This window comes from Caballeronia sp. INML1 (genome assembly GCF_023631085.1).
GTDB classification, from domain to species: Bacteria; Pseudomonadota; Gammaproteobacteria; order Burkholderiales; family Burkholderiaceae; genus Caballeronia; species Caballeronia turbans.
Map to the genome: position 1 here is coordinate 83490 of NZ_JALQDT010000041.1, position 12938 is coordinate 96427.

13 protein-coding genes are annotated in these 12938 nt (G+C 62.7%); 10 read left to right on the top strand and 3 right to left on the bottom strand.

The genetic code is table 11. The annotated features are described in order from the left end of the window. Positions 1-22 precede the first annotated feature (22 nt). From fliJ to fliR, 9 genes are all read left to right on the top strand, one after another. Positions 23-472: a flagellar export protein FliJ gene (fliJ, locus tag NCR38_RS13000; protein ID WP_061120249.1), complete on the top strand. Its 450-nt coding sequence runs from the start codon at positions 23-25 to the stop codon at positions 470-472. A gap of 34 nt (positions 473-506) precedes the next feature. Further along, entirely contained in the window at positions 507-1862 is a 1356-nt protein-coding gene (locus NCR38_RS13005) for a flagellar hook-length control protein FliK (RefSeq protein WP_250477200.1), read from the top strand. Positions 1863-2644: 782 nt separating this feature from the next. Then, positions 2645-3133, top strand: a complete 489-nt coding sequence (gene fliL, locus NCR38_RS13010; protein ID WP_061120247.1) for a flagellar basal body-associated protein FliL — start codon at positions 2645-2647, stop codon at positions 3131-3133. 24 nt (positions 3134-3157) lie between these two features. After that, positions 3158-4156: a flagellar motor switch protein FliM gene (gene fliM, locus NCR38_RS13015; RefSeq protein ID WP_061120246.1), complete on the top strand. Its 999-nt coding sequence runs from the start codon at positions 3158-3160 to the stop codon at positions 4154-4156. A 4-nt stretch (positions 4157-4160) separates the two neighbouring features. Beyond that, positions 4161-4580: a flagellar motor switch protein FliN gene (fliN, locus tag NCR38_RS13020; protein ID WP_371881045.1), complete on the top strand. Its 420-nt coding sequence runs from the start codon at positions 4161-4163 to the stop codon at positions 4578-4580. After that, complete coding sequence (fliO, locus tag NCR38_RS13025; protein ID WP_061120244.1) at positions 4577-5071, top strand: flagellar biosynthetic protein FliO; 495 nt, start codon at positions 4577-4579, stop codon at positions 5069-5071. The genes fliN and fliO overlap by 4 nt, the downstream gene beginning before the upstream one ends. A 276-nt stretch (positions 5072-5347) precedes the next feature. Then, positions 5348-6118 carry a flagellar type III secretion system pore protein FliP gene (gene fliP / locus NCR38_RS13030; RefSeq protein ID WP_250477201.1) on the top strand — a complete coding sequence of 257 codons (771 nt, stop codon included), beginning with the start codon at positions 5348-5350 and terminating at the stop codon, positions 6116-6118. Positions 6119-6128: 10 nt separating this feature from the next. After that, complete coding sequence (fliQ, locus tag NCR38_RS13035; protein WP_008352562.1) at positions 6129-6398, top strand: flagellar biosynthesis protein FliQ; 270 nt, start codon at positions 6129-6131, stop codon at positions 6396-6398. 10 nt (positions 6399-6408) lie between these two features. Then, a complete protein-coding gene (fliR, locus tag NCR38_RS13040; RefSeq protein ID WP_250477202.1) occupies positions 6409-7203 on the top strand; it encodes a flagellar biosynthetic protein FliR in 795 nt (264 codons plus the stop codon). 168 nt (positions 7204-7371) lie between these two features. Here the strand turns inward: fliR and NCR38_RS13045 are convergent, their stop codons facing one another. The 3 genes from NCR38_RS13045 to flgK form a co-directional block, all read right to left on the bottom strand. Beyond that, complete coding sequence (locus NCR38_RS13045; RefSeq protein ID WP_250477203.1) at positions 7372-9072, bottom strand: methyltransferase domain-containing protein; 1701 nt, start codon at positions 9070-9072, stop codon at positions 7372-7374. Positions 9073-9385: 313 nt separating this feature from the next. Further along, the gene (gene flgL, locus NCR38_RS13050) at positions 9386-10621 is read right to left on the bottom strand and encodes a flagellar hook-associated protein FlgL (protein WP_061120239.1); all 1236 of its coding nucleotides are present in this window, start codon (positions 10619-10621) and stop codon (positions 9386-9388) included. Between the two features lie 11 nt (positions 10622-10632). Continuing rightward, positions 10633-12576, bottom strand: a complete 1944-nt coding sequence (gene flgK, locus NCR38_RS13055; RefSeq protein ID WP_250477204.1) for a flagellar hook-associated protein FlgK — start codon at positions 12574-12576, stop codon at positions 10633-10635. A 180-nt stretch (positions 12577-12756) separates the two neighbouring features. Here flgK and NCR38_RS13060 point away from each other — a divergent pair. Continuing rightward, the coding region (locus NCR38_RS13060; protein WP_250477205.1) for a hypothetical protein at positions 12757-12938 on the top strand (182 nt) is incomplete at its 3' end.

Below are 12938 nucleotides of genomic sequence, written 5' to 3' on the forward strand. Positions count from 1 at the left end.
GACCATACGGGACCGCCACGCCATGTCCAAGAATCTGCCGATCAACACCCTCATCGGACTTGCCGAAGAGGAACTCGACGCCGCCACCAAGAAGCTCGGCAAGCTCCAGCAGGAACGAAACGAGGTCGAGACGCAGTTGAACTCGCTCGTCACCTATCGCGACGAGTACCACGCGCGGTTCACGGCATCGGCGCAGGAAGGCACCACGGCGCAGACGCTGCGCAACTTCCAGGCGTTCGTCGATACGCTCGATGCGGCGATTGCGCAGCAACGCACGGCGCTACTCATGGCCGATCAGCGCATCGAGGCGGCGAAGCCCGACTGGCGTCTCAAGAAACAGAAGCTCGGCAGCTACGAAGTGCTGGCCGCGCGCGGCGAGGCGATGCTCGCGAAAAAAGCCGCGCGCGTCGAGCAGCGCGAATCCGACGAGCACGCCGCGAAGATACTGCGCATGCGCGCCGAGCGTGCCTGAGCCGTTATCCACTTATTGCATTTGAGAGACTCGCATGTCTTCCGTATCCCTTTCCGGCGCGCTGACGGCCGCCACGTCATCGAGCAAGGTCGCGGCGCAGCGCGCGGCGAGCGCGGGCGCGTCGTTCGGCATGACGCTGCAAAGCATCACCGACCGCGCCAATGCCGACGCGCAGGCGGCGCAGGCGCTCGCCGACTCGTCCTCGGACAAGTCGAGCGTGCACGACGCGCCGAAGCCGGATGACAGCGCGTGCGCTGCTGCGTCGAAGAGCGATGACGCGCCGGATACGCAGGCGGCCGCTAAGTCCGATCAGGCGGACGCGTCGAAAGAGGTATCGAAGAATACGGGCAAGACCGACACGGCGGAGGCTTCGAAGCCCGCGGCGCAGACGCCCGGTTCTGCGCCGGATGCAGCTACGGCTGCGGCGCAGGCCAAAGCGCGCGCAGACGCCGCCAATGCCGACGACAGCGACACCGACACCGCCGCGCTCGCCGATCTGACGGACGCCGCCACCGCCGCGACGGCCACCGCTTCGACCGACGACACCAAATCGACCGGCGAGACGCACAAGAGCGGCGACGCGAAATCGCAGGACGCGCTTCAGGCGGCGCTCGCTTCGCTGAACAACGCGCCGCCGAACGCACAGCCCGCGAACGGTTCGTTGACGACGACGGCGCGCGAAGGCGCGAACAGTGAGGGTCAAGGCGGTCTTTTCGCCAGGGGCGGAAAGGGCGCGGGTCTGATCGGGGTGGCGAACAACGCGACTGCGGATGCCAAGGCGACGGACGCGACGGCGCTCGCAGTCGCGACGACGCCCGCGGATGCCGCGACTGCCGCGTACAAGCAAGCCGCCGACGCGGCCGCGCACGCGGTGGCGATGCAGACGGCATCGGGGAATTCGGCGGTGTCGAGTCCGCAAGGCGCGATGGCGTCGGCGACGAGCGCGGCGATTGCGCCGCACGTGGGCGCGTCCGGCTGGGACGATGCGTTCAGCCAGAAGGTCGTGTTCCTGTCGAAGGCGGATCAGCAGAGCGCTGAACTGACGCTCAATCCCAGGGATCTCGGGCCGTTGCAGGTGACGTTGCAGGTGTCCGAGAATCATGCGCACGCGCTGTTCGTGTCGCAGCATGCGCAGGTGCGCGAGGCGGTCGAGGCTGCCATGCCGAAGCTGCGTGAGGCGATGGAGGCGAACGGCATCAGTCTTGGGAGTGCTTCGGTTTCGGATGGGTCGGCGTTTGCGCGGCAGTCGCAGCAGGAGAGCGGTCGTGAGCGCTCTGGCTCGAAGGGGGATGCGATGCGAGGCATCGGCGGGGGGGATGGTTCTTCTGTCGCTTCCAGCGTGGGTTTGAATGTGCGGCGCACGGTTGGGCTTGTTGATACGTTTGCTTGAATTTTTTTCGCTGGATCCCGTTTTCTTGTTGGTTTATTAGCGTTGCCCCTGTGCGGGGCGGCAGTCACTTTCTTTGCAGCTGCAAAGAAAGTAACCAAAGAAAGCAGCTCGATAAGCCCGCGGTCACACGCAGTTTGGCCATGCTTGCCAGGTGACCGTGGGCTGCCTAAGTGTCGCCCTCATAGGACTAATCCGGCTTGGATCGCGCACGGTCTGTCGCCCCGCGTCGCATAGCGAATTGGTTCAGCACCAAATAGCTCCAGCCCGCTTCGCGGCCGACCGGTCCTCAATTCGGTCTGCCCGTACTCTTTTTGCTAACGGCTCTATCTCGCCGCATTGGTAATTCGTTGGTTTCCCTTGCAGACCCTGCGGCAGCGCGTAGCGCTGTGCCGGCGCTATTTCGTGCTGAACCTGTGTCCTTAGAGGGCTAGCTCGTCAGACCGTGTGCGATCCAAGCCCGGTTGGACCTATGAGGGCGACACTTAGGCAGCCCACGATCGGCTGGCAAGCGTGGCCAAACTGCGTGTGACCGCGGGCATATCGAGCTGCTTTCTTTGGTTACTTTCTTTGCAGCAGCAAAGAAAGTGACTGCCGCCCCGCACAGGGGCAGTGCTAATAAACCAAAAAGAAAACGGGATCCGGCGAAAGCAGAAGCAACGCCAAAACCAAACCGTAAAGGCAAAAGCAATCAGATGGAATAACCCCAAAAGCCCCCTCTGTTCGACCCATCGCTTTACACGCCGATAGCCAACAATTCACCCTATCGAAAGAGGCACGCATTCATGGCTACCACGACCGCAAACCAGCAACCCATCGTTCCCGCAAAGAGCGGCAAGCTCAAAAAGATCCTGATCATCGCCGTTGGCGCGATCGTGCTCCTCGGCGCGGGAGCCGGCGGCGCTTACTTCTTCCTCGGCAAGAATCACGGCCCCGCGAAACCGGCGCCCGAACCGCCGCCCGTGTTCTTCCCGCTCGAATCGCTCACGGTCAACCTTCAGTCCGACGACGGCACCATGCACTATCTGCGCGCCGGCCTCACGCTCAAGCTCAAGGACGAAAAGGTCCAGTTGCTCGTCACCGAGCGCATGCCCGAAGTCCGCAGCCGCGTGCTGCTCCTGCTCTCCGGCAAACGCCCCGACGATCTCGCGACCGTCGACGGCAAGAAACAGCTCGCGGGCGAGTTGCGCGCAGCGGTCGAGACCGCGGCGAGCTCGGCCGAGAAGCCGGTGCGCGTCGAAGAGGTGCTGTTCACCGAATTCGTCGTCCAGTAACGCCGCATCAGCGAGTAAAGAGTCATGGGCCACGAAGAGTTCATGTCGCAAGAGGAGGTCGATGCCCTCCTCAAGGGCGTCACCGGCGAAATCGATCAGGAAGCTGACGAGAAAAAGCCCGCCGGCGTACGTCCCTACAACATCGCGACGCAGGAACGCATCGTCCGCGGCCGGATGCCCGGCCTCGAAATCATCAACGACCGCTTCGCGCGCCTCATGCGCGTGGGCATCTTCAACTTCATGCGGCGTTCAGCGGAAATTTCCGTCGGCCCGGTGAAGGTGCAGAAGTACAGCGAATTCACGCGCAACCTGCCGATCCCGACCAACCTCAACCTGGTCCACGTGAAGCCCTTGCGCGGCACATCGCTGTTCGTGTTCGACCCGAACCTCGTGTTCTTCGTGGTCGATAACCTGTTCGGCGGCGACGGGCGCTTTCACACACGCGTCGAAGGCCGCGAGTTCACGCAGACCGAGCAGCGCATCATCAGCAAGCTGCTGAACCTCGTGTTCGAACACTACGCGACGTCGTGGCGCAGCGTGAAGCCGCTGCAGTTCGAATACATGCGCTCGGAGATGCACACGCAGTTCGCCAACGTGGCGACGCCGAACGAGATCGTCATCGTGACGCAGTTCACGATCGAATTCGGCTCGACGGGCGGCACGCTGCACATCTGCATGCCGTACTCGATGATCGAGCCGATCCGCGACGTGCTCTCCTCGCCGATCCAGGGCGAAGCGCTCGAAGTGGACCGCCGCTGGGTGCGCGTGCTGTCGCAGCAAGTGCAGTCGGCCGAAGTGGAGTTGACGGTGGATCTCGCCGAGATTCGCTCGTCGTTCGAACAGCTTCTCAACATGCGCGCGGGCGACGTGCTGCCGATCGACATTCCGGAACAGGTCGTCGCCAAAGTGGACGGCGTGCCGGTCATGGAATGCGGCTACGGAATTTTCAATGGTCAATATGCGCTGCGCGTGCAAAAGATGATCAGCGCGAGCGACACGATGAAGGAAGGTGGATATGAGTGATCTGATGCAGAACGATGCGCCCGGTGCGCAAGAAAAAGGCGACGAGCTCCTTTTGGACGATTGGGCGAGCGCGCTCGCCGAGCAAAACGGCAACGACGCGCCGGTTGCCGCGAGCGCCGGCGTGTTCCAGCCGCTGTCGAAGGCGGCGGCGCCGTCGACGCGCAACGACATCGACATGATTCTCGACATCCCCGTGCAGATGACGGTGGAGCTCGGGCGCACGAAGATCGCCATCCGTAACCTGCTGCAACTCGCGCAAGGCTCGGTCGTGGAACTCGACGGCCTCGCGGGCGAGCCGATGGACGTGCTCGTGAACGGCTGCCTCATCGCGCAGGGCGAAGTGGTCGTGGTGAACGACAAGTTCGGCATTCGCCTGACCGACATCATCACGCCGTCCGAACGCATCCGGAAGTTGAATCGATGAAACGCCTGGCCGTCGCGCTGCTCTGCTGCACGCCTCTTCTTGCCGTCGCCGCCGACATGAACGCGGTGAACCACGCCGCGCAAATCGCCTCGGGCGTCGGCGCGGGCACCGCGGTGCCGTCGCTGGGTTTCGGCGCGGTGCTGCAGACGCTCGTCGGGCTCGTCGTCGTGATCGGCTTCGTGTTCGGCTGCGCGTGGCTCGCGCGCAAGTTCGGCTTTCAGGGCGGCAAGCGCGGCGGTCTCGTGAAGGTGGTGGGCGGCGCATCGCTCGGCAACAAGGAGCGCGTCGCGGTCGTCGAAGTGGGCGATACGTGGCTCGTGCTCGGCGCGGGCCCCGGCAACGTGCGGCTGCTGCACACGATGCCCGCCGGATCGGCGGAAGTGGACGGCGTCAGTATGCCGGCGCCGCCGCCGTCCGGGAGCTTCGGCGCGAGGTTCCGCGATGCCCTCGCCGGCGAAGCGAACAAGCGGCTCCAGAAGTTCGTCAAGTAAGTTCGTTCGTTTGACCGATACATCGGGCGCGATCCGCAAGGATCGAACGCCCGATGTTCGTTTACGGCGAGCGCTTCGCAATAGAACGAGTTGGCGCGGGTTTTCCCCTCTTTTCGCGCCATCGTTCGACATCCGCGTGGCCGACAATTCAGCCTATCGAAACAGGCAGGTTTTCATGGCTATCACGTTCGTCATTTTCCAAAGTCAGCGGTTTCTCGATGCCTTCGCAAGCATCGCGGGCAAGCGTCTCAAGCGGTTCGTCGGCGGGAGCAAGTAATGCAGGTCAGTCGCAACATCGTGCGCGGCGTGAAGATCGCGCTGCCGGTCATCGTCGGTCTGATGCCGTATCTCGCGTTCGCGCAGAGCGCGGCGGGCCTGCCGGCCTTCAACACGAGCCCCGGCCCGAACGGCGGCACGACGTACTCGCTCAGCGTGCAGACGATGCTGCTGCTGACGATGCTCTCGTTCCTCCCCGCGATGGTCCTGATGATGACGAGCTTCACGCGCATCATCATCGTGCTGTCGCTGTTGCGCCAGGCACTCGGCACGACGAGCACGCCGCCGAATCAGGTGCTCGTCGGCCTCGCGCTGTTTCTCTCGTTTTTCGTGATGTCGCCCGTGCTCGATCGCGCCTACACCGACGCGTACAAGCCTTTCTCCGAAGGCCAGATCGCGATGGACCAGGCGATGACGCGCGGCGTCGCGCCGTTCAAGCAGTTCATGCTGAAGCAGACGCGCGAATCGGATCTCGCGCTCTTCGCGCGCATCTCGAAGGCCGCGCCGATGAACGGTCCTGAGGACGTGCCGCTGTCGCTGCTCGTGCCGTCGTTCGTCACGAGCGAACTGAAGACGGGCTTTCAGATCGGCTTCACGATCTTCATTCCGTTTCTCATCATCGACATGGTGGTGGCGAGCGTGCTGATGTCGATGGGCATGATGATGGTTTCGCCAACGACGATCGCGCTTCCGTTCAAGCTGATGCTGTTCGTGCTGGTCGATGGCTGGCAGTTGCTGATCGGCTCGCTCGCGCAAAGTTTCGTATCCTGAGGAGACGCCCATGACACCCGAATCCGTCATGACGATGGCGCATCAGGCGATGTACGTCGCCTTGCTGCTCGCCGCGCCGTTATTGCTGGTCGCGCTCGTCGTCGGTCTGGTCGTGAGCCTGTTCCAGGCGGCGACGCAGATCAACGAGTCGACGCTGTCGTTCATTCCGAAGCTGATCGCGGTGGCGGTGACGCTCGTGATCGCGGGACCCTGGATGCTGTCGACGCTGCTCGACTACATGCGCCACGTTTTCACGATCACGCCCGCGATCACGGGCTGACTTTCGCTCGATGTTCTCCGTCACTTACGCGCAACTGAACGGCTGGCTCACGGCGTTTCTGTGGCCGTTCGTGCGCATTCTCGCGTTGATAGCAACCGCGCCCGTGCTGAGCCACATGGCGATTCCGATGCGCGTGAAGATCGCGCTCGCCGCGTTCATTTCGCTGATCGTCGCGCCGACGCTTCCCGCCATGCCTCAGGCGACGGTGTTTTCCGCGGCGGGCGTCTGGATCATCGTCAACCAGTTTTTGATCGGCGCGGCCATCGGCATGGTGATGCAGATCGCGTTCGCCGCTGTCGATGCGGCCGGCGAGTTCATCGGCCAGCAGATGGGCCTTGGCTTCGCGATGCTTTACGATCCGCGCGCGGGCGGCAATGCGGTGGTGGTTTCGCGTTATCTGAATACGCTCGCGATGCTCGCGTTTCTCGTCTTCGACGGGCATCTGCAGTTGGTGAGCGCGCTTATCACGACGTTTCAGAGCGTGCCGATCGAGGCGAATGTCGTCGCGGCGGCGTCGCATGCGCAAGGCTGGCGTGTGCTGGTGGGTTATGGCGGCAGCGTTTTTTCGACGGGGTTGCTGCTCGCGTTGCCAATCGTGGCGGCGTTGTTGATCGCGAATCTCGCGCTTGGGATTCTTAATCGCGCTGCGCCGCAGATCGGGATTTTTCAGGTGGGGTTTCCTGTGACGATGCTCGTCGGGCTTCTTTTGCTCCAGCTTATGGTGCCCAATCTCATGCCGTTTTTTCAGCGGATTTTCGATGGGGGGATTTTGGAGGCGGGAAGAGTGGCTCGAGGGATGTTCTGATGTCCGGCCTGTCAGCGATACTCGTCGATTTCGATCGTGCGGCGCGTGGAAGGCGCAGAAGTGCAAATAGATAACGAAGGTGCGGTTTCAGGACGCATGGAAAGCTGATGTTCGTTTTGCTAATAAACCAACGCCACACGGCGATCCGGCAAAAAACGGCAAAGCAGTCTACCGGCCATCCGCGCGACGCTTTGCGGCCCATTCAACCAGGCCCGCGCCGATACATGCCACAACCTCGCTCCAGTCAGCATGAGACGGCCGCCTCAACAGCCGCATGGTCGGATACCAAGGACTGTCCTCCCGATAGTAATGCCATCGCCAATCGCCATCCGCCGGCAGCATCAACCAAACGGGCTTGCCCAACGCGCCCGCAACATGCGCCACCGACGTATCGACAGTAACGACAACATCGAGCGCAGCGATCGCACTGGCGGTATCGGCCATGCTAGTCAAGAGCACGCCGACATCGTGAAAATTACCCAACCGCGCCGCATACCCCGCCGCTTCCCGCGCCCCCTCGCCCTTCTGAAGACTAAAGAACTCGGCGCCATCGATCGCGAAAAGATCATCGAGCACGGACAGTGACGGCAGCGAGCGCGCCGCGTCGTTCTCGTGGCTCGGTTCGCCCTTGAAGACCACACCGACCTTCACCGCGCTCTCGTGGACTTGCGGCATGCCGGGCACCCCGAAACACGGCGCGCGCAAATAAGGCACCGATTGCGGCAACGCCTCCAGATCGAGTGGCAGAAACACGGGGATCGCGTGCGGATAGACCCAGTAATCGAACGCCGGAAGCACATCGGCCGCCTTTACATCGATGACCACATCCGCTTCTCCCGATGCCTCGAATAGCGAGACGAGCGGCGTCTGACAAACCACGCCGACGCTTGCCGCGCCCGCGCGCTCGCGAAGAATGCGCGCAAAGCGGAAGAAGAAGACTTCATCGCCGAGCCCGAACTCGCTCCAGATGACGATGCGCTTGCCCGCGAGGGGTTCGCCGTTCCACTTCGCGATGCCCGTCGGCGGCTGCGCTTTCGTGCGTCGCTCCCAGCCGAACTGTTCGGCAAGACTTTCGCGCAGCGCGAATCCCTCGTTGAGCCGCCCGCGCGCGATCGTGTGAAGCGCGAGACGAAGGTGTATCAGGTGGTCGTTCGGCATCCGTTCAACGCAACGCGCGAGCAGCGCATCGACACGCTCGGGCTCGCGCCACCGCAAAAGTTCGGCCTTCGCATAAAGAATCACTTCGACGCGGTACGGATAAGCGGCGATGGCTTCCTCGCACGCGGCGATGCACGCCCGTGCGTTTTCCGCGGCGATCATCGCCATCGCGTAATCGCGTGGACTGGCGATGTCGCGCTTACGCATGATGAGTTCGATCGCGCTTTCGGGCGCCGCGTCGGCGATATCGTCGCGAACGAGGACGAGCCGCTCGCATTGCGCGACATGCGAGACCGACTGCGCGAGGTCGAGGATATCGATCGACTGCGACGATGCTTTCGCCGGCTTGCCGATGGTGAAGCGCCACTTGAGCGCGGAGTCGTCATTTGGGGGCACCGTCACGAGCAAATGGCCGCCGGGCTTGAGCAAATCGAGCCATCGCGACAAGGACTGCGCCGGATTGTCCTGCGTGGCAAGACACACGCTCGCGTGAACGAAGTCGAACGACGCGTCGCTCTGACCCGCCATGTGTGACTCGCCTCCGAGCGACGTATTCCACCAGAGCAAGTTCGTCATCCCGGGAAACAGATGGTGTCGTTCCCTAAGCGGACATCGGTCCGGTCCGATGTCGATGCCACTTCCAGTCAGATAGCGCCGCACGAACACCCACTCGCCCGCGCGGCGCTCGATCGTCCTGTTCACCTCTTCCATCGTTAACGCTCTCTTGTGAACGGCTTGGGAATGCTGGGCACATCGGCGCTTTCATTATGGGCAGAATCGCGCCGTCACGCGCGATGCCCGCGGCAGGTTGCACGCTTCGTGAAATCGCGCGCGGACGTTGCCGGAAGCGAAACGCTGTCAGCGGCCGCAATGTACATTGCACGGCCCGGGCGTTTGTGAAATTTCGGCTGAGATGAGCGTTTGGCGAGCGCGAAGACGCGGTCGCGGAGGCGAAAAAAAAGCATCGTCCGACGCCTCGAACGATGCTTCTCCGATGCGAACCGGGCAATCGGCCCGGCTGCGATCAACTCCCGATGTAATCGAACAACGACATCTTCTGAATCTGCGAAAACGCCATCTGGGCCGCCTGCAACGAGTTCTGCGTCAACTCGTACTGGCTGATCGACGAAACCAGATCGATGCTCGTCAGATTCGCAATATCGCTCGCCGTCTGCGTCTGGCTCGTCTGCATCGAGGTCTGCGTCGACTGCACTTCCTGCTCGCGTCCGCCCACCACCGTCTGCGCCGACAGCACGTTGTTGAACGTATTGTTCACCTTCGTGCCCGCGGTCGTCAGCGCATTCGTCAACGCTGCCTGAGCGCCCGGCGATCCCGTCGGCTGCTTGAGCGCGCTCACGATCGTGTCGAGCGTCGCGAAGATGTCGTTGTTGTCGGTCGCCGCCGGCTGCACGGTGAACGAGTCCTTGTCCGCGGGCGTGCCGTCGATCGTCACCTTCTGGCCGCCGAGCGTGATGTCGGTCTTGCCCGTGTACGCCACGTTCGTCGGCAACGTGTTGTCCGGCGGAACCGACGTGATCGAATAGCTCGTCGTCCCGTCCGTCTGCGAGACGGAGAACGAAATCGTGTACTGGCTCGCATTGCCCGGGTTGCTCGTGTCGCTCACGCTCACCGGGCCGATCGTTCCCGTGCCCGAATTCGTATCGGCGGCACGCGACACCGGATCGCTCTCTATCGGCGATACGCTCTGGAAGATCGACAGACCCGTGTCGCCCACGGGAATCGAACGGCCCTCGCTGATCTGCACGCTGCGCTGGCCCTCGTCGCCGGCATAGCTCGCGCCGGTGCCGGACGAATTGTTCGAGAACGGCGCCGTGCCGCCCTTGAGCCCCGAGAAGATGTAGTTGCCGTTGCTGTCCGTGGTGTTCGCAAGGCTGAAGAGCTGATCGCGCAAGCCCTGGATCGTGTTCGCGATCGCCGTGCGGTCCGAATCGGTGAGCGAACCGTCGCCCGCATGCACGATCTGCGTCTGGACGCTCTGGAGCGCGCTGCTCACGCTGCTCAACGTGGCGTCTTCCTGCTGCAGCGACGACAGCGCCGTCGTCTGGTTCGTGCTGTATTGCGCGAGCGCGCCGCTCTTCAACGTGAGCTGCACCGCCTGCGCCGCGCCGAGCGGATCGTCGGATGCGGTGAGAATGCGCTTGCCCGATGAAATCTGCTGATACATCGAGGCGAGCGTGCTCTGCTGGTCGCTCATCGAAGCGACGTTCAGGTTGAAGTACTGGGAACTGGAAATACGCATCGCGTTTAACCTCAGTTGAACATGCCGAGCAGCGACTGGAACAGCGTCGAGGCGGTCTGGATCACCTTGCTGTTCGCTTGATAAAGCTGCTGATACTGAATAAGGTTGGCCGCCTCTTCGTTCAGGTTCACGCCCTGCACCGATTGCTGCGCCGAAGTCGCTTGAGTCAGCAGCGCGGTCTGCGCCGTGCTCGTCGCCTTGAGCTGATTGGTCGTGTTGCCGATCGTGTTGACGTAGTTCGCGTACGAACTCGTCAGCGTGTCGGTGCCGCCGTTGAGCGATTTCGCCGACACCAGGTTCGCCATGGCGAGCGCGTTGCTGCCGTCGCTCGTGCCGCCCTTGTTCTGCGCGATCTTGAACGCGTCGTTGTCCTTAGGCGTGCCGCTGATGGTCGCGGAAACGCCATTCGCCGAGACCGTCATGCCCTTCGTCGCATCGTAGGGAATGGTCTGGCCGATGGCGTAGCTGGTCCCGTCGACGGTCACCGCCACGTCCGACGTGAAGCCGTTCGCCGTCGCGCTGTAGGTCAGGTTGATGTCCGACGACATCGCGTTCTGCGTCACCGTCGCCGACGAAATCGACGCCGTGCCGGTGTTCGTGCTTGCCGCCGACGTCACCGCGGGCGACGCCGCCGCGATCGCCGCGCCGTTGCTCGTCGTGAGCTTGAAGTTGTCGAGCGCGGCGCGTGTCGGCTGGATCGTGAACGAGTCGCCCTTCTGCACGCCGGTCAGCGAAGACACGTCGATGTTCAGGCCGTTGATTGTCTTCTGCGTTTCCGTGGCCGGATCGATCGAACCGAGCTGCTGTCCTGTCGCCGGGTCCGTCACCGTGTACTTGCTGCCGTCGTAGGTGACGGTGAAATCGTTGGCGGGCGGCTGCGTGCCGTCGACGATCGTCGCGGTCGGCGTGCCAGTCCCCTTGTTGCGCGCGTTGGCGAGGATGTTCGGATCGCTGGTCGCGAACAGCTTGCCGCCGGGCTGGCCGCTCAGGTCGAGGCCGAGCGCGTTCTGACCGTTCAGCTGGCTGGCGAAGCTCGTCGCGATGGCGCCGAGTTGCGCCTGCGCCGGGTCGAGCGTCTGCGTGCGGAAGTCGATGAGGCCGCCGATCACGCCGCCGGTGAGCGCCGAGCTATCGACGTATTGCGTGTTTGCGGCTGTCGGCGTGGTGCCGTCGCGGCTCTGGAACGCGACCGCGAGTTCGCTCGGATCGGACGCCGAAGGCACCGCTTGCAGCCCGTATTGCGTATTGCCGACGACGAGCGGCTGCCCGTTGCCGATGAAAACGTTGTAGTTGCCGTCCTGCTGCACGACCTGCACGCCGATCATCGAGCTGAGGTTGGTGACGAGCTGATCGCGCTGATCGAGCAACTGGTTCGGCTGCTGGCCGCCCGCGCTGGCGATGTTGATCTGCTTGTTGAGATCGGCGATCTGTTGCGAGTAGCTGTTGATCTGCGAGACGGCGCTCGTCAGTTGGGTGTTGACGCTCTGACGCAACTGGTCGTATTGCTCGCCGGCCGAGTTGATCTGATCCGCGAGCGTCTGGGCGCTGCTCATCAGCGACTGGCGCGCGGCGGCGCTGCTCGCGGAGTTCGCCACCGACTGCAGGCCGGAAAAGTAATTGGTGATGCCTTGCGCGATGCCTTTGGTCGGATCGCCCACGAGATTGTTCAGTTGCGAGATCAGCGAGTAGTACGTGCTCGCCGCGCTGCTCGACGCTTGCGTGTTGTTCACTTGCGTCGTCAGGTACTGGCTGTACTGACGCGTGACGGTGACGGCCTGCACGCCGTTGCCGAGATAGCCGGAGCCTGTGAACTGGCCGGAAGACTCCTGATACGAAACCTTCTCGAGCGTATAACCCGGCGTCGCGGCGTTGCTGATGTTCTGTCCCGTGGTCGTGAGGCCCCATTGGGCTGCGTTCAGACCTGAAAGACCAATGCTGAAAATGTTATTGGACATGCGTTGAATCCTGGTGAGGCGGCGTTGGATCGGGCGCTGCCGCAATGGCTGATTTGTTTATCGGCGGATTGCCGGGGAAGTTGAGGGTTTGTTCTTCGTTTGCCGGCGCGTGCGCTTGGCGCGATGGGGCCATTATCGGAGGGGTTTCGCAATGGCTATTGCGCGAAGAGCGAGGGGTTTATGGGTTATTTCTTTGGTTTTGCTTCTGCTTTCGCCGGATCCCGTTTTCTTGTTGGTTTATTAGCACTGCCCCTGTGCGGGGCGGCAGTCACTTTCTTTGCAGCAGCAAAGAAAGCAACTGTATTGAGAGTCAAGTGCTGGGTCACAAGTGATCGTGATGTGGGGGATTCCAGGGGGTGCGA